Origin of the sequence: Lysinibacillus sphaericus (assembly GCF_005217585.1) — a bacterium.
Lineage (GTDB): Bacteria > Bacillota > Bacilli > Bacillales_A > Planococcaceae > Lysinibacillus > Lysinibacillus sphaericus.
The window spans coordinates 143138-169823 of record NZ_SZPT01000002.1 but is presented as its reverse complement, the minus strand read 5'-3'; the positions used below and the strand labels follow the sequence as shown (position 1 = coordinate 169823).

The following is a 26686-nucleotide window of genomic DNA, read 5'->3' as shown; positions in this document are numbered from 1 at the left end:
CACGCCTATCGTTCTTTTAGCAAGAGCAAAGGCGAATTGATTAAGTGTTTAAGCAATTTCCCTGAATGCAACTTGTTAGAACCAAATTATACCATGAATTTCTTGCAGCAACAATTCATACAATAATATTATTATGTAAACTATATTTAAGAAAATAAATCTAGCCCCATTTAGGAGTTAGATTTACTTGTTGGCGATTGATTTAAGATGATTGTGGTAAAATCTTTCACCGATAGTGGTTTGCTAAAGTAATAGCCTTGTACGAAATCACAGCCATGCTCTCGCAGTACATTTAATTCAGCCTCTTCTTCGACACCTTCTGCTACTACTTGGAGATTTAATGCATGAGCCAAGGAAATCATTGCGGAAATCATTGCAATCCCTGTTTTCTCTGGTAAAATATCACGAACAAACGCGCGATCGATTTTTAACACATCTACTGGGAATTTTTTTAAATAATTTAAGGATGAATAGCCTGTTCCGAAATCGTCTAACGCAATAGTAATCCCTAATGCTCTTAACTGTTCAATAGTATTAATTAAATCTTCCGTATAGTCTAGCATACTCATCTCTGTAATTTCGATTTCTAATAAATGCGGATCGATTTTTGTAGCTGCAATGACATCACGTACCATTTCAACAAAACCAGGTGTGCTAATATGAATGGGTGATATATTGACAGCAACGCTTAAATTTGAATGAAATGTTTTGTTCCATGCACATACTTGTGCACAAGCTTTATGTAATACCCAAACACCAATATCATTGATAAGTCCACATTCTTCAGCAAACGGAATAAAACGATCTGGTGGCATTTGTCCTAATTCAGGATCATACCAACGCAGTAAAGCTTCCATCCCAACAACTCGATCTGTTTTTAAATCAATTTTTGGCTGGTAATGTAGTTCTAGTATATCGTTTTTTAATGCTTGGTGTAGTTTGGTTTCAAGTAGTAACCACTTATCATTTGCCTCATCCATATTATGTCTATAAAGTCGATATTGATTGCCTCGAGTTGATTTTGCAGCATACATCGCTATATCAGCATTTTTTAATAAATCTTCTATTGTATTGGCATGATCCGGAAAAACACTAATACCAATGCTTATACTTGCATAAAATTCGTAAGCGTCTACGATGAAGCTATCATCGAAAACCCCAATTATTTCTTTTGCCATTTCTTCAATTCGTGAAACATCATTTAATATCATAACGAATTCATCACTATTGTGGCGATAGAAAGAGTTAGATGTGTAGTCTACATTACGAATACGATTTGCCATTTCCACAAGGAACATATCACCGATGATGTGGCCAAGTCCATCATTTATGTTTTTAAAACGATTCACATCAATGAAAAATAACGCAAACTTCTCACCTGTACGTCGAGATTGATGGAATTCATTTTCTAAACGTTGTTCTAACTTACGACGGTTTGGTAACCCTGTTAATTCATCATGATAAGCAATATGGGTAATTTTCTTAATATCCTTTTGTGCAGTAATATCTACTCGAATGGCAATATATTGATAAGGTTTGTTATTATCATCGAGGAAAGGAATGATTGTTGTTTTCACCCAGTATAAGCTACCATCTTTGGCGCGATTGCACACCTCACCATTCCACATATCTCCTTTACCAATTGATTTCCACATTTCTCTGAAAAAAGATTTAGGATGGAAACCTGAGTTTAGTAAACGGTGGTCTTGTCCAATTAATTCTTCACGCTTATATTTCGAGATTTTACAAAAATGATCATTAACAAATGTTATTTTTCCGGTCCGATCTGTAATAGCAACAATGATCGAACTATTCATTGCTGAAAAAATATCTTGTAATTCTTTCAGGCTGTAGTTAACTTGATTAATACTACCAGGCGTGATATTCATCATTTTTCATTCTCCGTTCATTAAAATAAGAGGGTTTAGTACTTTTTCTTTACATAATAGTGAGGTATAAAGTTGTGGTAGTTTGCCCTTTTTTATGTAATTATATTATAGTCTTAGAAAAGCAGTTAATTCAACCCAAATATAAAATCTACAATTATCTAATTTTATAGATTTCAATAAATTAGACAAAAAAGAATGACTTTAAACGCACTTCATTCGACAATTTACCAATCTCAATAATTACATTTGTACTACTATTAAAACTATCGTTATACTATTTACCTTTAAAACAATAAAATAGATTCTTATAAAAAATTAAAAATGCCTTACTGTCACAGCTGGCAGCAAGGCATTTTTACATGTTAAGACACTTCATATTCAATTTGACCTCCCACAATTTTTGCTTGTTCATTGTAAGCATCTAGTTGTTCTTGTGATAAGTTTAATATATAGTAGTGAAAGTTTATTGGTTCTAATCCATGTTGATCACAAATCTGTCTGTAAAATTCATAGCCTTGTCGATAGTCCGTCACGCCAATAACTTCCTTTCGTGTGCTGCTTCATTGTAGCACGCTAATTGCTCCTGAGATAACTTATTCATATAATAATAAAAATTAATAGGCTCTAAATTAAACTGCTCGCATTTTTTACAATATAACTCATAACCTTCTCTATAATGTGCCATCCATTTTCCTCTTCTCTTTGTACTATAACAGTTGTTTATTTGTATAAATACTATATAACAGATATCGACTCAAGTCAATAATATTTCTGAAATTTCTTTCATATTAATCAAAGCCCAGTCCATGTATTTAGTATGGCTGGGCTTTTCATAAACTATTCACTTTGGCGTCCGTTATAACCACATCCTTTGTAGCGATTATTTTAAATTCCAAGTTGTTTTGCTTGCATATTATAAGCTGAAAGTTGTTGCTGTGATAATTGGATAATGTAATAACGGAATGAAATTGGCTCTAGCCCATAACGTTCACACATTTCACAATAAAACTCATAACCATCTCGATACTTTGACATATACAATTCCTCCTGCACAAACTGTTTTATAACAGTTGTTTTTATTTTTATTTAATATATAACAGATTATGTTGTTCGTCAAGTAAATATTCATAACGAATTGTAAAATAAAAAACCCGACTTCTGCGTAATCAACGTCAGAACTCGGGTTTCGATACAATTTTATAGTATATTTTTTAGTAAACGGAAAATTTGTCTCGGAATCCATAGAATGATATTCCAAATAATTTCTATTAACGCACAATTTCTTAGTTCTTTCAAATTGTTTTTCATAATCTGCTTTAGTTTTCTTTTCTTCATCGTAACTCCTAGTCCAAGTTAAATGACAATTCCTTTCATTTCATGTATTTGTTCAATGTGTCGTTGTTCATGCAAATACACTTGCTCAATCCATTGATTGAGTGGCAATGGTCCGAAGGCTGGGTGATTCACAGCTTTTTTAGCAAGTAAGGATGGCTCTTCTAGTTGAAGCAAAAATGTCGTTAGTTTCGCTCTTGTTTCATATAATAATGTCACCATTTGCTGGACAGCAAATGCTTCCTCTGCCGGTTCCACAATTTTTGGTGCTGCGAGCTTCTTTGTTCTATCTTTCATTAGTTTAACATTGATCGGTTCAGGTTTGGTATTTTCTTGAGAGGCTAACCCCCATGAAATGGCCTTCATTGTTGAAGTTTCTACTAGCACTAAATGATGACATATTTGAGCAATGCTCCAACTGTTTGCATCAGGTTTTTGATTAAATTGTGCATCGTTTAATACTTCTATTTCCTTTAATAGTTGTTCTCTCGTAGTACTTAATTGTTCAAGATATGTTGAAATCATATATTTTCCCCCTTCAGTTTTGACCCTACTCTGTATATATGCATCTTACTTGTTCGTATGCATTTACGCTAGTTATTAATCAACAATATTAAAAGGATTATTCTCCAAAACATGTTGCAATTGCTCATCTTCAATATGGGTATAGATTTGGGTTGTAGCGACACTGGAGTGTCCTAGTATATGCTGTAAGCTACGAATATCTGCCCCAGCTTTATACATCATTGTCGCCGATGTATGACGCAATTTATGTGGTGTAAGTCTGTCCTTTTGTAGACCCGATTGTTTATTGATTTGCTTAACAATTTTAGCGACGGTTTGTCGTGTAAAACGTGTTCCTTTTTGCGAAACAAATAGAGGCTCTTCCCCTTCCCCTTTGTATGGTGTTTTCCCACTCTGTTCATAATTATTTAGCGCTTGCATGCAACTATCATTTAAGTAAACCGTACGCTCTTTATTTCCTTTTCCGATTACGGTCAAATAACGACCTTGTAAGGATGAAGTATTCAGTTGGCACAGTTCAGATACGCGAATACCAAGATTTAAGAAAAACATCATCATGCAATAATTCCGTGGTGATGCGCGATGCAGTTGAATACCCTCAATAAACTGGGTCGCCTCATCCATATTCATGTATATCGGTTTTCTGCGTCCAATCTTTGGTGTTTCCAACTCCTCCGCTGGATTTTCTTCTATAAGGCGTCGTTTTCCTTTAATGTATTTGAAAAATGATTTTAAGGTAGCGACTTTTCGGGCTCTTGCGGAAGCAGAATTTTTACGTTGTACTTCACAATACTCCATAAATAAATAGAGATCTTCCAAAGTGATGTCACGGATTTCTTCTATTGTAATAGTAGCAATATCGACTTCGTTTAATTGCGCGATATCTATATCATTTTGCATAGCTAAATGAAAACGAAAGAATAAAGTGAGATCGTATTCATATTCTTTTCGAGTGCGTTGGGACTTTCCTTTGATTGTTGTTAAGTACACTAAGAAGTCTTTCATTATTTTAGGTTGTGGATTCTTTTGCATAAAATCACCTCTATTTTCTCTATTTTACCATAAAAAACGTTCCCAAATATAAATTTGGGAACATTATTGATAAAAAAATGCCCTTTTCCCCTTTCTTGAACATATGTTCTTATTTTTAGTAATTAAAAAAGATGATTTTCTACGTATGAAAAATCATCTTTTTTTGAAATTTTTTTTGCAAGGTCTATTTATTTATGCATAAACGCGTCTCAAAATGAATATTAAACTCTAGTATACTACTATACGCTGAGACGAATCGAAAAATGATTCCATGGGTAATGATACGAGTCGATTCGTCTCACAATGCGCGTGGAATTTTTTGGTTATTTGTAGTTAATTAGCGAAAATGCTATATGTGCCATCCATTTGTTGTGTAATTTTCCAGTTCGTCGATAACATGCTAAGAAGCTTCGAGATTATGGCTTCGTCGCACACCAAATTCTTAATACCTGTTTCTGCCAATTGAAAGTCCTTCGTTTCTTCTAATTGAAAGCGAAGATGTAGTAAACGCTGAATGCCAGGTAATGTTACATATTTTATTCGATAATTACCATGCAGCGCGTCTAAAAATTGTTGCTCCCCTTCTTGATAAAGAGCCAGTGTTTCTTGAAATTCATAATTGGGTTCCTTTGTACGCCATGACGATACTTCCCCAGTTCGCAATGTCTGTAAGATTTCCTCGTCAGATATACCTAGTTTCGATAGCTTGTCTAACTCGTAAGCTTGCAATAAGTTAATGTTTATCATTTTTTACTAGCTCCTTTTATGTATTCTTTTTAGTGTAACATGTTTTGACTATTCCTTAAATTCGGAGGCGGTTCACATGATGAAATTATATGATTCGGGTTCTTTTTTTGATGAAATGATAGATGGTGACCAGCCGAAACCGCATTATCGCTCCTTCCATCGTAAACTAAGTGCTTTTTCTCAAGAACAGCTAGAAGAAAAATACCAGCAAGCACAATCGAGCTTCCTTAGACAAGGTATTACATTTACTGTATATGGTGCCCAGGGGGGGACAGAACGGACAATGCCTTTTGATTTTGTACCGATTATTATCCCACATGCACAATGGAAGATGATTGAGACCGGTATGAAACAACGTGTCAAAGCGTTAAATTGTTTTTTACATGATATTTATCATGAACAGTTAATTGTAACGGCCGGAATTATTCCCAAAAATCTTATCGAACAAAATCCATATTATTGTCGAGAAATGTTGGGTGTTCAAGTGCCAATAAATAATCATATTTTTTTAGCTGGCATTGATGTAATTCGTGATCAAAACGGTGTTTACCGCGTATTGGAAGATAATTTACGTAATCCTTCTGGCATTTCATACGTATTCCAAAATCGTTATGTTATGAAGGAAGTGTATCCTGAATTTTTTTCCAAACATACGATTCAATCCCTTGAAAAACAAATGACCCATATGAAAAAAGCGCTACTTTCACATCGACCACGAAATTTAAAGGCTCATGTTGAACCGAAAGCTGTCCTTTTAACAGCCGGTATGTATAATTCAGCCTATTACGACCATGTCTTTTTAGCGCAACAACTAAATATTCAGCTTGTAGAAGGACGCGATTTAATTGTGCAAAATTTAAAAGTTTATAAAAAAACCATTTACGGATTAGAGCAAATCGATATTATCTATCGCCGCATTGATGATGACTTTTTAGATCCTACTGCTTTTCGAGAAGATTCTTTACTTGGCGTGCCCTATTTAATCGAGGCTTATAAGGCAGGAAATATTGCAATACTAAATGCAGTGGGCAACGGTGTCGCAGATGATAAAGCGATGTATGCCTATGTTCCAGATATGATTCGTTTTTATTTAAATGAAGATCCTATATTAGAAAATGTCACAACCTACCATCTTGATGATGAAAATCAGCGGGCATGGGTACTAAAACATTTACACGAGCTTGTTATAAAAAATGTAAGTGCCTCAGGTGGCTACGATATGCTGATTGGTCCACATGCCAGTGCTGAAGAAATCGCTAGCTTCCGACAAAAAATAGTAAACCAACCAAATCAATATATAGCACAACCGACCATTCAGTTATCACGTGCACCTGCCTATCAGAATGGTAAATTCTATCCTTGTCATGTCGATTTGCGTGTATATGTCATTACAGGTGATGAGATATTTGTCCTTCCAGGTGGGTTATCTCGTGTTGCGCTAAAAGAAGGATCGTTAGTCGTAAATTCCTCACAAGGAGGCGGAGCAAAAGATACGTGGATATTAAAGGAGGAATTGCCGCATGCTAAGTCGAGTAGCAGACGCACTATATTGGATGGCAAGATATAGTGAACGCACAGAAACGAATGCACATATATTACAAGTACAGCTGTTGAATATGCTGGAGCAATCTGGTAAGGAACATGATTATCTCGACCATTGGGAAGCTATTTTAGATATTTGTGCTTCGAAAGAAGAATTTCTAGCATGCTATGAAGTCATTCGAGTGAATCCTCTTATTGAGTACTTGTTGTTCTCTGAGAACAATAGCAACGCTTTGCATGCATCTTTGCGCGCCGTTCGAGAAAATGCACGAATAACACGGGATAGTATCCCTATTGAGCTTTGGGAATTACACAATGCCTTTTATTTATATATGCAGCAAGAAGTAACGGTGCAGAAACGGCCATTTCCGTTAATATCCCTAAATTATTTTTTACACAATGTACGTAAGACATCTTTAACGGTTACAGGACTAGTTCAAGACTCAATGGAACGAGATTTACCTTTTTATTTTATGCAAGTCGGCAAATGGATTGAACGTGCAGAAAAGACGATCCGTATGATATTAATAATGCTAGAGCAACAACCAATGACTAGCAATATAGAAGAAGCCGATGGGATATTTTTGCTTGATTTATCAAAAGCAACAGAATCTTATAAACGTAAGCACCATCAAACAAATTTACTATGTGTTATGCAATATTTATTACAGGATGCGCATTTTCCACGCTCCGTGAAGGTCTGTTTAAAAAAATTAGAGGAAGCATTTATGCATATTGAAAAAGACCATCTCACTGCTCGATTTGTAGCACTTAATACACCGTTACGAGCTTTGTTAACGGCCATTAGCGAGCTCAATTTATCAACATCTTCCTTAGAGGAAGCTATATTTTCAATGGAGGAAAGATTGTGTCAATGTATTGATTTTGGTCATACATTTTCAGCAATTTATCATTTATATGAACCCAGCCTACAAGCTTGAAAGGAACCACTTACAGCTCCCTTTCAACACGCAAGTCAGTAATCAAAAGGAAGCGGACACGATGAAATTTGAAATTCAACATACAAATATTTTTCAATATGAATCTGAAGTCGATCAAAGCTTGAATACTATCCGCTTGAAACCTCGGGGTGATGAGCGTCAACGCTTGCTGTCTTACCGTATCGCGATTTCACCATCTTCACTAACGCGTGAGCATGCAGATATTTGGGGGAATACAGTCGGTACATTTTATATCCCGGAGCAACATCAAGTACTAGAAATAGAAACAACATCCATCGTTAGTATACAGCGTGCACCATTTATTCATCGCATTCAATATTCACCCGAAATGCAGACGATTTTTCATTCCCAACTCTTTTATGAACATTATTTGCCCTATTTAAAATCAACAAACTTTACGTATATGACAGATGCTCAGATAGAAGAAGTGTTTCATGCGATTGGTCACGCAGAAAATCCAGTGCTGTTTTCGCTTAATTTAATGCAATATCTATATTCAACATTTGAGTATGATCCAACAGCAACAAATGTTACGACAACTGCAAGCCAAGCATTTGACTTAAAACGAGGAGTTTGTCAAGATTTCACCCACGTTATGCTCGCTATACTACGTGCTAAAGGAATACCTGCTCGCTATGTAAGCGGTTATTTATATGTCGATGAAAATTCAGGTTTAATCGGAGATATAGCAACACACGCCTGGGTTGAAGTGATGATTCCTGGTATTGGTTGGATTGGGTTAGACCCAACTAATAATGTGGAAGTACTAGAAAATCACATTATTTTATGTATCGGACGTGACTATACCGATATTAGCCCTGTCGAAGGCGTCTATACAGGCGGTAAACATGATTTAACGGTAAAAGTTCAAGTAAAAGCGTTAACGCATTTTTAATAAGAAGTGCAGCAATTTGTGCTTGAGAGACAATTGCTGCACACTTACTTAAAACGTTCTCCTCGTTCTGTTAATACCCATTTTCGAACATATCCCATTTTTTGTTGTATGTTTTCAACCGTTTCCTCACTTTGTAACGCCCTTTGTAGCACCGTGTAACGAACATCTGTCGCTCGTACATTTGTGCCAATATCTTTTGATAGTGTTTGAAAAATCCGTTCAATTGTTTTTGTCGTGATCGATTTAGTAAGACTTGTTTCACTGACCCAAAGCCACTCCCCTACATTCCCTTGATGTATATCCTCCGTCGCATTTTTATAATGCTGTAACATTTCCATCAAAATAGGTGAAAGTCTCATCTCCCTTCTGCCATTCTGGTTTGAAATCGAAATATGTGATGATGGAATCTCAAGATGTCCCCATTTCATACGGACAAGTTCAGCAGGCTTGCAACCAGTTTCGATAAACATTTGTACAATACAACCATTCCGTCTTGCAAGCCACGCATGCTCAGGTGTTTTTGCATATTGAAAATAGGTCGGCCATACTTCTAAAATGTTTAACAATTGCTCTTTTGTCAGCACTTTTAAGGAATCCTTGCCCCTCTTTTTTGGCTGTAAAATGCTTTCATAATCAAACGGTTCAACCCATTCTCGCAAAAATACAAAGTCTACAAAACTACGGAGTGAAGCTATTTTCCGATTAAAAGTATTAACATTTTCATAATTTTCTTTTAGATAATTACTATATATAAATAATAATTCCTTCAATTGTTTATCCAGCATTTGTACATTTTGCTCACTTGCAAAAGCTAAAAACTGCTGTCCATCAAGGTTGTATTGTTTCTTTGTCGCAGTACTTTTCTTTAAAGAATTTAATAGTAATAAATAATTTTGCCATGCTTCCTTTAATGGAACCATCATGCTCCCTCCTTGTTTACTGTGCGTGTGATAGTTTTATTTTATACTATTTATGGTGCGTAAGTTATTATTTATCTTTAAAAATAGTAGCGTCGGATAATCTGTAATTATCAATTAGACTTATCTTTCTGTAGACGATGCTCCTTACGAAATAAAGAAACAAATGTTCCTATAGTAGTTTCTCATATCTTTTGCTTTATTACAATAGCAATAATCTGTTGTAGTACAATCTCTATAAAATGCCATTAATCTTGTGTAACAGGTTGAAAAAACATGAAAATTCGTATTATTTAGTGTTTATTGCTCTTTGTGTTATATAATATAAGTATCAATTTAAATGTAGGGGGCTTTTCAATTATGCAAGTAAGAACAACTCGTCTTGAGGCTGAGGATGCGAAAATTATTTATCAAGAAACGGCTGGACTCGCAATTATTACGATCCATCGACCACAGGCGAAAAATGCGCTTACCGCAAATATGTGGGATGAATTAGCTAAAATTGCACTAAAAGTGTTAGATAATCCTAAAAATAAAGTGCTCATTTTACGAGGATCTGGTGAGAATTTTACAGCAGGCTCTGATATTAAAGAATTCAACGCTATTTCTTTAGAAAAGGCAGAAGAAGCTTTTCTACATATGGAAAAAACAATATCAACGATTGAACGTTTGCCGATTCCAACAATTGGTGTTATTAACGGTCCTGCAATGGGAGCAGGGTTAGAACTTGCTTTAGCATGTGATATTCGCATCGGCTCTGAAAAAGCAAAATTAGGCATTCCTGTAGGCAAATTGGGCATCACATTAAACAATAAATTTGCCCAGCGTCTTGTTCAACTTGTTGGCCCATCTACAACGAAAGATTTGGTATTTACAGGTCGTATGTTTAAAGCCGATGAAGCCTTTAAACTGGGTATGCTGAACTATTTAGTAACTGAGAAAGATTTAAATAAATTTATGATTCGAATGGGCAAGCTGGTAGCCGGTATGTCTCCAGAATCTTTACTTGCTGTAAAGCAATCTGTACAAGAATGTGTCGATAGTGTACCAACATTATGGCAAGGTTCTACACCATTTGTAGGCAGTGATTTTACAGAAGGCTGTCGTGCCTTTGTTGAAAAGCGTCAACCTCAATTTACACGCGCATCAAAATAGAAAACAGGTACTCACTCGCCCTATTGCGACTAGAGTACCTGTTTTTTATTTTCGTTTTTGTACAACAGAGTGCACTTGAACATTGATAGCATCTAGTTCGTAGCCAAAATGCTGGTAAAAAGAATGTTGTACGTCTTCTTGTAACTGATATAAGCGGCGAGGTAATGAATAATCTATCGGCATCTTTAATTGCAAAGAAATGATGACCTTTGCCTGCTCTCCAAGGCTAAACTGTATTTGTTCTACTTTTTGCACAATATCTTGCTGTTTACAAATATAGGTTAGTAATTGCACATAGACTTGCTTCTCTATTTCAATATATTCCTGTTGGAAGTCAGGACGCACAATGGTTGTTTCACCGATTTTTTCACGTTTAGGTGTGAAAATTTCCTTCCCTTTTTGCACCAGTCGTTTAAAGAAATTTTGCTCTACTTGTCGGTACGGTATTGGCATAACATGTTTTCCTTGCGTTTGGCGAATAAATCGTGCCTTTTGGATTTCCTTTTGAGAGCGAATATCCTCAACATAATAATACGTCTCAATCGGCCCTAGTTCCAAGCGCTTGGCAATATTATTGGTCATTTTATCAGACGTACCAATCAGTAATATAGATTGAACATGATATGTATCAAGAGCTTTGACGACTTCTTCACGATGCGCTTCTTCTGAAAAAATCGCGCGTCGAACAGCAGTTATCGTATTTTTTTCAAACTTCGCAGAAATCCCTGCTACTTTCACGCCATTGACAATGAGTAAACCGTCATCGATAATGGCTTCCACTCCTATTTTATGTGCAAAAACGAGCGCGCTTGTACTTTTTCCTGTTCCACTTGGTCCACTTAAAGAACATACCTTCATCTAAAAAACCACCCTCCTTGCTTAATAATAGCAGAAATGTATCGCTACTATCATTTAACATCGTTACCCGTAATTATTTTGTGCAAATACATTCATTTAAGCTTAATTTTTTCCGCTAGCCTATGCAAGCATCTTCTCCATTACAAGAATATATTCTTTTTTCAGAATAACTTCCCCTTTCTGTGCTTTAGTATGATAAAATGTGTACTACTATTCTGTTATACAACTATAAGGAGTGTACTAGTTTGAAAATCGTACCATCAAAAAAAATGTCTCTATTTACCCCAGCAATTTTCGGAGATTTAAAGCACTTTGCTAAACAACAACAAGCAAAAGGTATGTCTTTAATCGATTTAAGTTTAGGGAGCCCTGACCTTCCACCACATGCAAAAATCCGTGAGCATTTATCATACAGAGCGGGCTTGGCAGAATCATATGGCTACACATTAACTGGCACACAACGTTTTTATGATGCAGTTAGCCGTTATTATAAACGTCGTAGCAATGTTGATTTAGACCCTACAACTGAAATCATTCAAACAATCGGCTCTCAAGAAGGCTTAGTTCATTTACCAATCGCCTTTTGTGATCCAGGAGACATCGTTCTCTCAACAAATCCAGCTTACGTCGCTTACGATGCAGGCATTCATCTAGCTGGTGCCACACCCTACTATATGCCGCAAACAGCAGAAAACGATTATTTACCTGATTTAGATGCAGTGCCAGAAGAAGTTGCACAAAAGGCAAAGCTACTTATCTTAAATCTACCAGGTAATCCTGTACCAGCTATGCCTTCTCTTGCCTATTTCGAAAAGGTCATTGCTTTTGCTAAAAAATATAACGTGATTGTGCTTCATGATGCGGCGTATTCAGAGTTTTACTTTACTGGTGACGGTCCGATAAGCTTTTTAGCGGCACCAGGTGCAAAAGAAGTAGGGATGGAGATTAATTCTTTATCAAAAAGCTTCAGCCTAGCTGGTACACGAATTGCCTATATTGCTGGTAATGCTGACATGATTGCTGTCTTAAAACAACTTAAATCGAATTTAGACTTCGGTATTTTTGAACCAATTCAAGATGCAGCGGTAGTTGCTTTAGACCACGCGGAAGAAATTACAGAGAACTTACGTGCAACATTCTCAGTACGTCACAAAACGTTAATGAATGGCTTACGTGAGCTTGGTTGGGATGCAGCCCCTTCAGATGGTGGTATGTTCGTATGGGCAAAATATCCGTACGATATTGACTGTACAGATTTAGCATTTAAGCTAATTGAACAAATTGGTGTTGTAACAGTACCGGGAACAGTGTTTGGCACAGCAGGACAAGGCTACCTACGACTGGCACTTGTTCAGCCAAAAGAGGTTTTACAAGAAGCAGTAGATCGTCTTAAAAACGTTTCCATCTCCTAACATTTAACGAAGCATGTGAACAGGAGGCATCCTTATTACATGCTTTGTTTATATCATTAAAAAAAACAGCTACTGAATGCTCGCAGTAGCTGTTTTTTGTTACACATCATATTTTTGTACTACTTCATCTTCGTAGCGATTATATCGTTGCTTAAATAGTTTAAATAAATGTGTGACAAGTACTTTTAAAATCGCATAGCCTGGAATCCCTAAAATTACACCTGGTACACCAAATAATGAACCTGCTGTTAGCAATACGAAAATAATCGAAATGGGATGGATGCTCAAAGATTTCCCCATAATTTGTGGCGAAATGAACTTCCCTTCTATTAACTGTACTATCGTCCAGACGATGGCTAGTTTAACAAGCATAAATGGCGAATTAACAAGCGCAATAATAGCTGCTGGTGTAATTGCAATGACTGGTCCTAAATAAGGGACCACACTTGTTATCATAGCTAAAAAACCAAGTAGCAATGCATACTTCATGCCGATAATTAAGAAGCCAATTGTGACCATTGCCCCAATACACATTGACACTAAAATTTGCCCTTGTATGTAAGAACTAATTTGCTTGTCCATATCATGTAAAACATCATGTAAACCTGGACGCATGCGAGGCGGACATATTTTCATAACAAATTTTGGTAATTTCTCGCCATCTTTTAATAAATAAAATAATATAAATGGTACCGTAACAAGCGATAAAATAATGCCTGTTAAGGTTGAAAGAAAACCTGTTATTCCTGTTGCAACACCTTGTGCTAAATTGGCCGCTGTATCTTTTACTGTTTCAATAATATCTGTTGTAAAATTCATCACGACTTTTTCATAATTAAAATCCATATTGGCTAAATACTCATTAACACGTGAGTTATTTAAGTATTCCACTATATTTTGTGTTAGGGCCATAAAATAGACAGGGAATTCCTGCGCTAAATTCGTAAATTGATCTCGTAAAAATGGATAGACCAGCACGACAAGTAAAGTAATGACGCCCACTACACCAATATATAAAATTAAAATGCCCCAAATTCTTGGGATACGCCACTTTTCAAGTATTCCTAATAATGGTCTTAATAAATAATACCCGATTACGGCTAGTACCCCTGGTAAAATAACAACCTCAAATAATACTTGTAGCGGGGTAAATATAAAGGAAACTTTTCCAAACATGTAAATTACACATGCGAGTAATAATAAAATAATTAACGTAAATAATAAATTTTTACCACCTAAAAAGCGGATAAACTTCGTCGAAAAGAAGTTTGAATGCTCCTTCGGTCTTTTTTCACTCATCTACTCACCCCAATCCGAATGCTCACCTATATTTTACAGGATAATGTTAGCTTTTGCGAAGTATCACTCCAAGGAAATTCCTAAAAATTTACTTAAAAAATCTTTGTTTGCCTTTTCATCAATCACAATAGCAGATCCTGCATGGCTAAAGTTTTGGAAATCATAGCTACCTTCAATGGGTATTGTCGCTTTCTCTATCGATACTTTCCCTTTAGACACCATTTTTAAAACTTGTTGGATTTCTCCTGCTGACGAATAATCAGTCGTCACATAGCCTTGTGCGGCACCGATGAATTTAGGTAAATTCAATAGATTTTGCGGTGCTAATAGTTCATTTTTTAATGCTTCAATTACTTTTTGCTGACGAGCAACACGCCCAAAATCTCCTTCAGCATCATGGCGGAATCTTGCATAGCCAAGCAATTCCTGTCCATTTAGATTATGCGTACCTTTTGTAAGGGTAACACCAATTTTTTCAGACATATCCTTTTCTACATCCATTTCCACACCATTAGGTGCTAAAATGTCTACAAGTGATTCAAAATTTTTAAAATCGACAAGTGCGTAATGATGAATTGGTAAACCAAACATATTACTTAATGTGTCTTTTAACAGTTGAACACCACCTAAATAATACGCCGTGTTTAGTTTATAGGATTGATAGCCTGGAATGTCTGCATAAATATCCCGCATAAATGATACGAGTTTCACATCGTTTGTTTTCTTATTCCAAGATAATACCATCATTGTATCTGTTCGCGATTTCTCTTCACCGCGTGTATCGATTCCTAATAATAAATAGTTCTCAATATCGTCCTTTACTTCGTCTCCACTAAAGTCTTCTTGGGGTACCAACGTGTCTGTAGCTAATTGCAAGCCACTTCGATATTGCATAATGCTGTATCCAGCAATGACAATGACACAGAGTAATAAGAACGTAAACAGTGCTCTCCCTTTACGCAATCGACGTTTCTTAGGACGTTGCGAGCGTCTTGTATAGTCTTGCTCTTCCATAACAAAATAACTCCTCTATTTTTTTATAGTTAATGTAACGATTGAAAGTAAGGAAAGTTTCATTTTTCTCCTACTATCCTCATCAGCATCTATCTATTCGTTATTTTACACCCTATTTGCCAGTAATGAACAAAATAATGCTATAATATTTTCACAAAAGAAAGGATGATGAATATGATTGAAAAAGCGACGTTTGCAGGCGGCTGTTTTTGGTGTATGGTGAAGCCATTTGTAGAATGGGACGGCATACATAAGGTTACATCAGGCTATATGGGTGGCCATTTAGAAAATCCAACATATGAAGACGTTAAAAAAGGCAACTCAGGCCATTTAGAAGTAGTCGAAATTGAATTTGATTCCTCTATTTTTAGTTATGAACAGTTACTTGATATTTATTGGATGCAAATCGACCCTACAGATGCCTTCGGTCAGTTTCACGACAGAGGCGAATCCTATGCAACGGCCATTTTTACTTATTCCGAAGAACAAAAAAGAATTGCGCAGGCATCAAAAGAAAAGCTTGCAAATAGCGGGCGCTTCGATAAACCTATTGTAACCACAATTCGTGATGCTCAACACTTTTATCCAGCAGAAGATTACCATCAAGACTATTACAAAAAAGAACCAGACCATTATAAACAAGATCGAGCAGTATCAGGACGTGATGAATTTATTGCGCAACATTGGAAAAAATAATAGATTCTCAAAATACAGTTTCCTAAATCAGACAAAAAGAATCCATCGTGTGAAAAACACTAGATGGATTCTTTTCTCATTACTTTAAGCTAAATGACTGCATTGCATCAAAGAAACGCTTGCCATACTTCTCGAATTTCACTTCACCAATACCACTCACTTGTCTGAGCCCTTCCAGCTCTGAAGGCTTTTTATCGCATAATTCACGCAATGTTTTATCAGAGAACACGACGAATGGTGGTACCTTTTCTTCATCGGCAATCTCTTTGCGTAATATGCGTAAGTGTTCAAATAATGGATCATTGTCTGCAAGTAGTCGAACTGTCACGGCTTGTTTTCGCATAACTGTTCGCTTGCCTAACAAAACAGATTTCCCTTCCTCCGATACGTAAATCGTTGGAAATGTGCCATGCTTAACAGCTAATAATCCTTCCGCAATTAAAAATTCGATAAAGTTAGAAACCTCCTTCGAAGATTGCCCTTTTAAAATGCCATAGGTTGAAAGTCTAGAAAATCCAAATTCAAGGACTTTTTGATTTTTGGAGCCAATTAATACTTGCGCGACCATTGTTTTGCCAAATTTTTGTCCCATTCTTACAACACAAGCTAATACCTTTTGTGCGTCTTCCGTAACATCTTTTACTTCACGGTTATCTTGACAATTACTGCAACGTTTACATGGTGCACCTGCCTGTTCACCGAAATATGTTAGTATCGCATTTTGTAGGCAGCCCTCTGTATGACAGTAATCGACCATCGTTTGTAATTTTTCTAATTCCTGTGCGATACGCGCTTCATCACGTGTCTGCTCAATTAAAAAACGTTGTGTTTGTACATCCCCTGAAGCGTAGAGCAAAATACAAGCACTTGGCAGGCCATCACGCCCTGCGCGTCCCGCTTCTTGATAATAACTTTCCATATTACGTGGCATTTGATAATGAATGACAAAGCGAACATTACTTTTATCTATTCCCATACCAAACGCATTGGTTGCAATCATAATGCGCGCCTCATCTTTTAAAAATCGTTCTTGTTCAGCCATACGCAAGTTCTCTGACAGTCCTGCATGATATTTTGCGACCGACACACCCGCACGTGTCAGTAAGTCATACAATGCGTCGACTGATTTACGTGTCGCCGCATAAATAATGCCGACTTCCGATTTATTTTTTTCAATATAATTTTTAATATAGCGCTCTTTATTTTCACCGATTAACACCGTAAAAGCTAAGTTTTCACGTTCAAAGCCTGTAATGAGTGTTGCCTTTTCGTCAATCGATAATAATTGACGGATATCCTCACAGACGGCAGGAGTTGCTGTAGCAGTTAAGGCAAGCACAGTCGGTTGTTGAGCCCATAATGTAAACAGTTTTTGAATGGCGCGATAGCTGGGGCGAAAATCATGTCCCCACTGCGAAATACAATGCGCCTCATCTACAGCTAGCAATGGTACATATAATTGTGATAATGCTTGTAAAAAGGTAGCACTTTCTAATCTTTCCGGTGCAATATAGAGCAGCTTCAAATAACCTCCACTCGCTAGCTGCATCGTTTCATCCACTTCTTGTGCTGATAATGTACTATTGATATAAGCTGCCGGTATATTCGCTGCTCGCAACGACTCGACTTGATCTTGCATAAGGGAAATTAACGGTGAAATCACAATCGTTAAACCCTCAAGCATTAATGCCGGAATTTGATAACATATCGATTTTCCTCCACCTGTCGGCATCACGCAAAGGCTCGACTGTCCACTTAATGTTTGTTCAATAATTTGCGCTTGTCCGGTGCGAAACGAATCGTAACCAAAGTGGTGCTGTAGCATTTGTCTTGCTTGCTCCATTCTCTTTCTCACTCCTCTGCTGTAAGGCGTATTAGTTTGTAATCGCCTTGATCATTTTTGAAAATCTCATAGGTCATGATGGAATGTGCAAGTGCTTCCTGTCCCGCTGAATTGGTCAGCACGTATTCCGTTTTTGCACGCACAATAATATTTTGCCCTACTTTCTCTATCCGTTTAATCGTCGTATTAGAAAAATGGATTTTGGCTTGCTTGGACGCATAATAAGCAACCATATCTTCAAGCGTATGCTGTAAATCCTCTGCACCAGTAACAGACTGCATCACACTGGCATCATTAATCGCCACAGCCGCCTTTAAATGCTCATGAAATGTATCAATAAATATTTTTACCTCGTCCTCATTATAGGCAAAAATATTCTTCCCGTATTTTTCAAGCATTTTTTGCACCGCTTCTTTGTCACCGACTTCACTATAAGCATACAAATTTTTAGATTGAGACAAACGGTCCTTTGCCTTCATGCCGTCAGTAATCCATTCATCAAGTAACTGTACTATATCTTGAAGTGGCAATATGTATGGTTGTGAAACGCCCTGTTGCTGTCGATTAAAATAAATGCCCACTATTTGACCATTTTCTGCCTCCATCACAGGGCTACCGGGTGGTAAAGCTTGGTCTACATCTATATAATAAGCAGCTACCTTGTCACTATATCTGCTAATTGTGTGGGGTAAGCCATCGACATACACTGCTAAGTGATCCAACTTGCCATTGAAAACAGTTGGAACATTGACGGACGCAGGATACTTCACTTGTAAAATAGCAATATTATAAGCAGTAGATATATAGCGTACATCAGCTTCTACAAGTTTATCGTTACTAAATTGCACAAGGGCAGTAGGTTTTGATGCGACCAACGCTCCGTTTGTTACAATATAGAGCATCGAAGGGTCTTTCTTCACAATAATACCCGCACCAATAGCGCTCTCCCCTATAACCTTCACCTCTGGAATGAGCTTTTCCTCCTGTTTCTCCACGGGTTTGTCAGATTTAATTGCTGTTTTTTCCTTGTTAAACATTTCCGCAACGGATTGATCGCCACAGCCTGTTAACAGGAGGGTTGCCGCTCCAACGATAAGCATCTTTTTTCGCATTTGTTCACCAATACTTTCTATCGAACTTCTTTCTTTACTATCATAAACAACGACGTCATTTGTTTCAAGTTTACATAATATAATTATTGTTTTATATTAATTAAATCAAAGGTATTTATAATAATTTATCTACTTATTTTAAAGAAACATAGCATTTTGTCACATTTTTGCGAAATGTTATAAGAAGCACTCTTTAAACGAGCAAAGGCAGTAACGACATGGAGACTTGCTTGCCGTTACTGCCTTTTTCATTCTATCTTTGTGCATCATGCATAAGACATACTAGTTATTGCTTCCTTAATACAAGTGCTGTAGCAATAATCCCAGACATTAATAACAAAAAGATAACGAAGGTAAACGAATGGTTGCCTGTTACATCATAACAATAACCGATTAGTGTAGGAATAATTGCGCTCATCATAAATCCACCAGACATGACCATTGATGACCAGCTATTTGCCTCTTCATGCGTGCGTGCCTCATCCAATGGTAACAATAAACCAATAGGAAACAAACCACTTAGCACAATCCCAATAATTAAAACGCCAATCCATAATAGCCAGCCCGTCCCGAACCATAAAAGTACAAACCCGCTGACACCGATGATTCCTAATGACAATAGCCATCGAATACGATTTGACCATTTTTCCATTAGGATTGGGACAACAATATTCCCTATCATCTGAACGATTGACAGAAAAGTTAACATCGAACTAGCAGCAACGAGTGTTAAGCCTTTGTCTTGTAAAATAGGCGTTAACCAAGACATCATCGAGAAAAATAACGATGTTTGAAAACCAAAATAAAGTAAAATCGTCCACGCACGGCTGCTTTTCCACGGATTACGTACAGTTTCCTTTGTTCGCTCATCCTTTTGTACAGACGACTGCTCTACCTGATTTGGGATAACAAGCAACCAAATTATAAGAGCAAGCACAGCCAGCACTGCCCAGCTACCAAGGGCAATGGTCCAATCTTTATGAAACCCATTATAAAATGATACCGTTAATGCCGCACTTAATGTTGCACCTGTCCCGATGCCAAAAGAATATACCCCAACTACCGTTGCGAAACGATTAGGAAATTTTTCTTTAATAAATGCATTTAACATCGGCCCAATAATAGCGATTGCAAGACCAGCAGCAAAACTAGTGACCACAAGCAAAACATAGCTTTCTTGTAACAATCGGAGTCCATTGGCTAACGCAATAATTGTTAATAGTAGCGCAATCGCAAACTTCGTACCAAGACGTCGCTGTAACGGAACAGCCACTGGTGCAAAAAGCCCCATACAAAAGACAGGAATGGATGTTAATAAACTCATTTGCGTATTGGATACTTGAAGAGACTCCATTAACACATTAAATAGTGGCCCTATGCTAGTTACAGCTGGTCGCATATTGAGGGCGACGAAAAAAATACTGACAACAACGACGATTGTCGAAGCTGTCCATTGTTTATTATTCATAACGTTGAATACCTTTCTAATGCCAAGTTCACTACTATGTCATTGTCCTTGATAAATAGTGTTATCAGACATCCGATTTCTTCTAGTCTTCTTATAGCATTTTCTGTGCTTACCGTCAATATTTCATTATTTTTATATGCATCCTGCTTTATTTGTGCTTTTGGCACAATAAACTTAGAGAAGTATCATCACATATTTTTCGGTGCTTCGATTCCTAATAAAGCTAATGCTTCGTTTAGAATCATAGCAACACAATGACATAATGTTAAACGGCAACCTTGTAAGCAATCTTTTGCTAGAATTTTATTCGTTGCATAGTATTTATTAAACGCACGAGCTAATTGTAAAGCATATTTAGCTATGATGGAAGGATCAACTTGCTCATACGCGTTCGCAATTACGCGAGGAAATTGTTCAAGTAACAACAAGACCTGCCAGGCCTGTTGTCCTAACGGTTGGAAAGACACTTCCTCAAGTGGACCATCTGCTTTGTCCAAAATGGAGTGAATGCGTGCATGCGTATATTGGATATATGGGCCCGTTTCCCCTTCAAACTGCATCATGTCGTTTATAGAAAATTCAATATCATGGATGCGATTATTTTTTAAGTCATTGAAAATAACGGCACCTACACCAACCTGCCTCGCTACTTCTTCTTTATTTTGTAAATGTGGATTTTTCAGTTGAATACTTTGTTTTGCAGTCTCAATCGCTTCTGTCAATACATCATGTAGAAGAACCATTTTCCCTTTTCGCGTTGACATCTTTTTTCCCTCTTGAAGCATCATTCCAAAAGCCACATGACATAAATCTTGTGCCCAAGCGTACCCCATTTTTTCAATAACGCGAAATAACTGTTGGAAATGTAATGTTTGTTCATTGCCCACGACATAATAAATTTTTTCAGGATTATACTGTTGCTGTCGATAAAAGGCGGCTGCTAAATCACGCGTAGCATACAGTGTAGCTCCATCTGTTTTCTTGATGATACAAGGAGGCATATCCTCAAGTTCAACCACATATGCACCTTCTGATAGTGTTAGTAGTTCTTTTGCTTGTAATTCTCTTACAACCGTTGCCATTTTATCATTATAGAACGCTTCTCCTTCGTAACGATCAAATTGAATACCTAACAGCTGATATAGTCCCTTGAATTCTTCTAATGATACCTCTCTAAACCATTGCCAAAGAGCAAGCGCCTCTTCATCTTGATCTTCTAACGCTTTAAATGCCGCTCGCGCTTGTACAATTAACGTTGCATCTTGTTGTGCTTCTTCATGAAATTTTACATAAATTTTCAATAATTCTTTAATTGGTGCTGCTTCAATTGCTTGTTGGTTTCCCCATAGATGATAAGCGACAATTAACTTTCCAAACTGAGTACCCCAATCGCCTAAATGATTGATACGAATAGCCTTATAACCATTTTTTTCTGCTAAATTGGCAAGCGCATTCCCTATAACAGTTGAACGTAAATGACCCATTGAGAAAGTCTTGGCGATATTAGGGGAAGAAAAGTCAAATACAACATTGCCTTTACTTATCGGACTTGTTCCATATAATTTTTGCTCTATCATCATTTTACTTAATACTTGTTGCGTGATGTGAGGTTGATTTAAAAATAAATTGACATATCCGCCAACTAGCTCGACGGATTGAATTAATTCACACGTTACATTTTTTTGAATTTCAACTGCAATGGTTTGTGGAGATTTACTTAGCTGTTTAGACAGTTTAAAACATGGCAAGGCAAAATCACCCATTGCTCTATTTTTAGGTTTTTCAAGTAATGTTTTAATGTCCTCTACTGTTACTTGCTGATGTAATGCGATCGCTAAACTTTTCGCAATTTCTGTTATCATATCCATTCCCTCCTCTACAAATAAAAAAGCCCCCGTCTCAAATAAGAGACGAGAGCATTGCATTCCCGTGGTACCACTCTAGTTGCCATTATTATGACCACTTTCAATTGATAACGGGGTGACGCCCCGGTATTCCCTACTAGTATTTCGGGAAACTTCTCCAAAGTGCGTTTCATTCAAACGATCTGCATTAGGCTCACACCATCCCTAACTCGCTTAGCAGCTCAAAATGAATTACTATCTTTTTCACAGAATGTATATTTATTAATTAATTTTGGAATATTTTACATGATTATATCCTTCAAGTCAACGTTGAGTTGGTTTAAGTAGAAAACGATGGACAATGTCAAACTGTTTCTAGTAAAGACAGAAAGCATTTTTCCTTCTGACATTAAGCTCACTCTTTCATTAAAAAATTATCCATTAGCGTAATTCAATTAAATTAGGTAGCTTTTCCAATACTTCTCTAAACTCTAGTAAGTCTTTAAAAATATATTGTTTATCAATTCCATTAAAGAAAGTATATTGCGCACGTTCGAGATTATCCGTAATTTCAAGGGAAATCGACACATGCGTTAAATCACAGTCAGGCAAATGACAGTGTTCTTCAGCAAACCATTTAACAAATACAGGTTCCGTAATCTCTTTTGTATAGAAAAGTAAATTTTGATCTTCATAAAATCTAAACTTAAAGCCCTTTTGCAATAACAAGTGTAATATTTGTTCTTTTGTCTCCATTGTTCATCCTCCTATATTGAAAGTATTCTTTCGCTTGTAACCGTTTTACACCTAGATTATACCAAAGTAAATATTACCAATTATATACATCTTTCTATGTTAACATTATTTGTTTGATTATTAAAATAATACACCTACTTTTACAAGTATAATACCTACAGCTAATAAGGTGTTTATATGCGTTTGGCCATAAGAAAAGAACATATTTTGATTTTCAAAACATGTTCTTTTTATATTAAATAAATACCTTTCATCTAAATGATACGAAAACAAATAGACAGCATCTTCAATTTTTGACAGTCTGTAGCTCCTTGCTTTTATTGACATCGGAAAGCATTTTGACAGAAATGGCTCTTGCGTATTTATCCAAAAGTGCAATCGTCTTTTTTATTTCCATATCGGTTGTTTCAGGATTAATCGTACAAATTCTTAAAACTACTTGGCCGTTTAAAATTGTCGTAAAGACACCGGCATAAGCACTACTAACCATTTTTCTCGAAATTTCTGTATTCACTTTATTTATGATTTCATCGTCAAAATGCGGTGGTGAAAATCGAAAATTGACGATTGCCAAGTTCGCTTTCGTTATAATGTTCCAATCCTTGTACTTTAATACTTCACTTTCTGCATATTCTGCTAGACGTATACCATGATTAATAAATTCCTCCATCTTATCCGACCCCAGAACTTGCAACGTGAACCACAGCTTTAGCGCTCTAGCTGGGCGTGTCAGTTCCATACCGAAGTCCCAAAAATTGATTTCTTCATTATTTATTTGTGCATCTCTTAAATATTCAGGGTTAGTATGAAAACTATGAAATAATAAGTTTTTATTTTTAACCAAAATCATACCACAACCATACGTCTGAAATAACCATTTATGGGCATCCCAACTGACGCTATCAGCTTTTTCAATCCCTTTTAATTTACTTTTATGCTTTTTTGACAAAAGGACAGTCGCACCATAAGCCCCATCAACATGCATCCAAAGATTAAACTTTTGGCAAATGCGATGAATATCTTCCATCTGATCAATACTTCCTGTATTAGTGGAACCAGCACTCGCAATTACTATAAATGGCTTTAAGCCTAATGATAAGTCTGCTTTTATTTGTTCATTCAACATCATTGTATTTAATTTAAAATTATCCGTTTGAATAATTCGAATATTACGATCGCTTACACCAATTATTTTAAGACCTTTCTTTACGGATGAGTGTGTTTGATCGGAAATATAGGCTATTCCTTTGGCAAGGTCGCCATTTAATTTGTTATCGCGCGCTACTGTTAACGCAGTAATATTTGCAATCGAACCACCTGATACAAAAATTCCTCCAGATTGTTCGGTGTAACCAATTTTATTATTTAACCAAGCGATCAGTTCCTTTTCAATATAACTAGCCGTAGGTGTTGACATCCAACTTCCTGCATGCATATTGTAAGCATTGGTTACAACATCAGCTACCCAAGAGATAAGTGATGCAGGACCTGGTACAAAACCAAAATAACGAGGATGATTTAGCTTAGCTCTATATTTATAAATAAATTCTACTGCATCAGATAGAACGTCGCACATCGGTCTACCTTCATTTGGTATCGCTAAATCATCCAATATTTGAAATACATTGTCGTTTGAGAATTCAATGACTTTTTGGCTATGCAAATTTTGCTGATCTGATAAAAATTTTCTTATAAAGTTCATCATTGTCTCTTCTATTTCAATTATATTATCGATATTGTTATTCATATATCATCATTCCTTCATTTTAAGTTGTTCAGCAAGTGCCATGATTTTAGCAATTAATGTTGGTCACCCTACCAATAATTCGTTCTCCACTAAAAAATCCCCCTAATTTCAATGATTAGAGGGATGCTCTTCTTTAATAAAAAAGAAAGTTAAAATAGCAGTAAGTAAAATGAAACAAAAGGCTGCTAAGCTCGTATATTCAACACCCTTTAGAAAGGCAGAGTTTGCAATATTGAGCAAATCAGTCGATAAATCTTTTGGTAACGACTCACTTACGGCTAAAGTACCTGCAAGCGTATCTGTCGAACCTTCTGAAATCTTGGTCTGAAGATAATCTGGTAGTAAAAACGATTGTCTATACCACCACGTAATCGCTCCCCCAATTAACGTCGTACCAAGGACAACGCCAACTTCATAGGCCGTTTCACTTACCGACGAGGCCCCACCCGCTTTTTCAGGAATAACTGATGAAATAATAAGGTCATTGGATACTGTAGTAATGATGCCCACACCACTACTAATGAACAGAAAAGCTAAACCAATAATTAGAGGTGTAAGTGTTAAACTATAGACGGCTAAAAAAGAAATCGCAATAAGAATAAGGGACACACTAATAATAAAATTAGGCTTAACTTTTTGCGCGATGACAACGATACCTATTCCAGAAATAATCGCTAATATTTCACCTGGTACAAGGATAAAGCTACTAATTAATGGCGATATTCTATGAGATATTTGAAGTAATTGTGTTGCAAAGAAGATAAATCCTATTAATGAACCTAAGCTGACCATATTGATAAAGACAAGCGACGAAAAGCTTTTATTTCTAAACAGACTCATATCTAACAAAGGATTAGGTAATACAAGCTGTCGTTTTACAAACAGCACAGCAAAAATAGCGCCAATCCCTATGCTTAGTAAGCTTACTTGCCATTCTCCACCAGTAGCAACTTGTTTTAATCCAAACATAATACCAAACATGGCAATGAAAGACATGCCAATACTGAAGAAATCTACTCTGCCAGTTAACTTTTCTTGTGATTCGGTAATAAAATTGCGAATAAAGAATATGACAGGAATAAAAAAAGGAATTGAAATTAAAAAGATTGCGTGCCAAGAAAAGAAAGTAAGTAATACACCACCAATAATTGGTCCAAGTACAGAACCAATTGTTAAGCAAGTAGCCCAAGCCGCTACTACTAATCTTCTCTCCTCTCGGTCAAGAAAAGTTGAACGTATTAAGGCTAATGTAGCAGGTAGAATCATTGCACCAAAAAAACCTAGCGCCGCTCTACCAGCAATAATTTGGCCTGCATTTTGCGAAAAAATGACAATAAAAGATATAATCGAAAATCCAAGACTACCGATAAAAAGTACTTTTTTGTGTCCTTTACGGTCACCAATACCACCCATCGTAACAAGTAGACTTGCCAGCACTAAAGCGTAAGCATCAATTATCCAGAGCTGTTGAGCAGCACTCGGTGATAATGCATATGTAAGCTGTGGTAAGGCAAATGACAGGATCGTATTATCAATTGTAACACTCAAAACTGGCAATAAAATGATTAAAAGCGCCAATAGTTTTGGTTTACTTTTAACAATGGTGACAAAAGGACTCACAGACTTCTCTTCCATAATATG

At 36.5% G+C, this 26686-nt stretch carries 24 protein-coding genes and 1 other annotated feature; of the genes, 6 read left to right on the top strand and 18 right to left on the bottom strand.

Translation table 11 applies throughout. The annotated features are described in order from the left end of the window. Positions 1-170 precede the first annotated feature (170 nt). The 7 genes from FC748_RS06515 to FC748_RS06485 all read right to left on the bottom strand — a co-directional run bounded on the left by FC748_RS06515 (position 171) and on the right by FC748_RS06485 (position 5525). A complete protein-coding gene (locus FC748_RS06515) occupies positions 171-1892 on the bottom strand; it encodes a sensor domain-containing protein (protein WP_108030331.1) in 1722 nt (573 codons plus the stop codon). A gap of 359 nt (positions 1893-2251) precedes the next feature. Continuing rightward, positions 2252-2422: a hypothetical protein gene (locus tag FC748_RS06510; protein WP_024361699.1), complete on the bottom strand. Its 171-nt coding sequence runs from the start codon at positions 2420-2422 to the stop codon at positions 2252-2254. Next, positions 2419-2574, bottom strand: coding sequence for a hypothetical protein (locus FC748_RS06505; RefSeq protein WP_024361698.1), 156 nt, complete (start codon positions 2572-2574; stop codon positions 2419-2421). Before FC748_RS06505 ends, FC748_RS06510 begins: the two co-directional genes overlap by 4 nt. Before the next feature lie 200 nt (positions 2575-2774). Beyond that, entirely contained in the window at positions 2775-2924 is a 150-nt protein-coding gene (locus FC748_RS06500; protein WP_024361697.1) for a hypothetical protein, read from the bottom strand. A gap of 318 nt (positions 2925-3242) precedes the next feature. Further along, positions 3243-3746, bottom strand: coding sequence for a DinB family protein (locus FC748_RS06495; RefSeq protein WP_193768794.1), 504 nt, complete (start codon positions 3744-3746; stop codon positions 3243-3245). Between the two features lie 75 nt (positions 3747-3821). Further along, a complete protein-coding gene (locus FC748_RS06490) occupies positions 3822-4778 on the bottom strand; it encodes a tyrosine recombinase XerC (protein WP_024361695.1) in 957 nt (318 codons plus the stop codon). Positions 4779-5111: 333 nt separating this feature from the next. Further along, positions 5112-5525 carry a hypothetical protein gene (locus FC748_RS06485; protein ID WP_108030330.1) on the bottom strand — a complete coding sequence of 138 codons (414 nt, stop codon included), beginning with the start codon at positions 5523-5525 and terminating at the stop codon, positions 5112-5114. 76 nt (positions 5526-5601) lie between these two features. Between FC748_RS06485 and FC748_RS06480 the strand changes: the two genes are divergently transcribed. The 3 genes from FC748_RS06480 to FC748_RS06470 all read left to right on the top strand — a co-directional run bounded on the left by FC748_RS06480 (position 5602) and on the right by FC748_RS06470 (position 8924). Continuing rightward, positions 5602-7092: a circularly permuted type 2 ATP-grasp protein gene (locus FC748_RS06480; RefSeq protein WP_025219520.1), complete on the top strand. Its 1491-nt coding sequence runs from the start codon at positions 5602-5604 to the stop codon at positions 7090-7092. Beyond that, positions 7046-8008, top strand: a complete 963-nt coding sequence (locus FC748_RS06475) for an alpha-E domain-containing protein (protein WP_108030329.1) — start codon at positions 7046-7048, stop codon at positions 8006-8008. Before FC748_RS06480 ends, FC748_RS06475 begins: the two co-directional genes overlap by 47 nt. Before the next feature lie 61 nt (positions 8009-8069). Further along, complete coding sequence (locus FC748_RS06470; RefSeq protein ID WP_024361691.1) at positions 8070-8924, top strand: transglutaminase family protein; 855 nt, start codon at positions 8070-8072, stop codon at positions 8922-8924. Positions 8925-8968: 44 nt separating this feature from the next. On the opposite strand, the gene FC748_RS06465 is transcribed toward FC748_RS06470, so the two are convergent. Continuing rightward, a complete protein-coding gene (locus FC748_RS06465) occupies positions 8969-9844 on the bottom strand; it encodes a tyrosine-type recombinase/integrase (protein WP_108030328.1) in 876 nt (291 codons plus the stop codon). A 357-nt stretch (positions 9845-10201) separates the two neighbouring features. Between FC748_RS06465 and FC748_RS06460 the strand changes: the two genes are divergently transcribed. Beyond that, the gene (locus tag FC748_RS06460; RefSeq protein WP_025219523.1) at positions 10202-10996 is read left to right on the top strand and encodes an enoyl-CoA hydratase/isomerase family protein; all 795 of its coding nucleotides are present in this window, start codon (positions 10202-10204) and stop codon (positions 10994-10996) included. A gap of 45 nt (positions 10997-11041) precedes the next feature. Here FC748_RS06460 and FC748_RS06455 read toward each other — a convergent pair whose 3' ends face one another. Continuing rightward, complete coding sequence (locus FC748_RS06455; RefSeq protein ID WP_025219524.1) at positions 11042-11854, bottom strand: hypothetical protein; 813 nt, start codon at positions 11852-11854, stop codon at positions 11042-11044. A gap of 245 nt (positions 11855-12099) precedes the next feature. On the opposite strand from FC748_RS06455, the gene FC748_RS06450 reads away from it, so the two are divergent. Further along, entirely contained in the window at positions 12100-13266 is a 1167-nt protein-coding gene (locus FC748_RS06450; RefSeq protein WP_024361687.1) for an aminotransferase class I/II-fold pyridoxal phosphate-dependent enzyme, read from the top strand. A gap of 99 nt (positions 13267-13365) precedes the next feature. Here FC748_RS06450 and FC748_RS06445 read toward each other — a convergent pair whose 3' ends face one another. Together FC748_RS06445 and FC748_RS06440 are read right to left on the bottom strand one after the other, a co-directional pair. After that, a complete protein-coding gene (locus FC748_RS06445; RefSeq protein ID WP_024361686.1) occupies positions 13366-14565 on the bottom strand; it encodes an AI-2E family transporter in 1200 nt (399 codons plus the stop codon). Between the two features lie 63 nt (positions 14566-14628). Next, a complete protein-coding gene (locus FC748_RS06440) occupies positions 14629-15579 on the bottom strand; it encodes an LCP family protein (RefSeq protein ID WP_024361685.1) in 951 nt (316 codons plus the stop codon). Positions 15580-15753: 174 nt separating this feature from the next. Between FC748_RS06440 and msrA the strand changes: the two genes are divergently transcribed. After that, the gene (gene msrA / locus FC748_RS06435; RefSeq protein WP_108030327.1) at positions 15754-16275 is read left to right on the top strand and encodes a peptide-methionine (S)-S-oxide reductase MsrA; all 522 of its coding nucleotides are present in this window, start codon (positions 15754-15756) and stop codon (positions 16273-16275) included. 79 nt (positions 16276-16354) lie between these two features. On the opposite strand, the gene recQ is transcribed toward msrA, so the two are convergent. The 7 genes from recQ to FC748_RS06400 all read right to left on the bottom strand — a co-directional run bounded on the left by recQ (position 16355) and on the right by FC748_RS06400 (position 26680). Then, positions 16355-18118, bottom strand: a complete 1764-nt coding sequence (recQ, locus tag FC748_RS06430) for a DNA helicase RecQ (RefSeq protein ID WP_024361683.1) — start codon at positions 18116-18118, stop codon at positions 16355-16357. An 8-nt stretch (positions 18119-18126) separates the two neighbouring features. Further along, positions 18127-19230 carry a TcaA NTF2-like domain-containing protein gene (locus FC748_RS06425; RefSeq protein ID WP_108030326.1) on the bottom strand — a complete coding sequence of 368 codons (1104 nt, stop codon included), beginning with the start codon at positions 19228-19230 and terminating at the stop codon, positions 18127-18129. A 286-nt stretch (positions 19231-19516) separates the two neighbouring features. After that, positions 19517-20698 carry an MFS transporter gene (locus FC748_RS06420; protein ID WP_024361681.1) on the bottom strand — a complete coding sequence of 394 codons (1182 nt, stop codon included), beginning with the start codon at positions 20696-20698 and terminating at the stop codon, positions 19517-19519. Between the two features lie 188 nt (positions 20699-20886). Then, positions 20887-22560 (bottom strand): arginine--tRNA ligase, encoded by a 1674-nt coding sequence (argS, locus tag FC748_RS06415; protein ID WP_108030325.1) that lies wholly within the window; start codon positions 22558-22560, stop codon positions 20887-20889. Positions 22561-22601: 41 nt separating this feature from the next. Further along, positions 22602-22819, bottom strand: a binding site (T-box leader). A 164-nt stretch (positions 22820-22983) separates the two neighbouring features. Next, complete coding sequence (locus FC748_RS06410; protein WP_025219532.1) at positions 22984-23298, bottom strand: hypothetical protein; 315 nt, start codon at positions 23296-23298, stop codon at positions 22984-22986. A gap of 286 nt (positions 23299-23584) precedes the next feature. Then, positions 23585-25045: a pyridoxal phosphate-dependent decarboxylase family protein gene (locus FC748_RS06405; RefSeq protein WP_025219533.1), complete on the bottom strand. Its 1461-nt coding sequence runs from the start codon at positions 25043-25045 to the stop codon at positions 23585-23587. A gap of 108 nt (positions 25046-25153) precedes the next feature. After that, positions 25154-26680, bottom strand: coding sequence for an MFS transporter (locus FC748_RS06400; protein WP_024361677.1), 1527 nt, complete (start codon positions 26678-26680; stop codon positions 25154-25156). Positions 26681-26686: the final 6 nt, after the last annotated feature.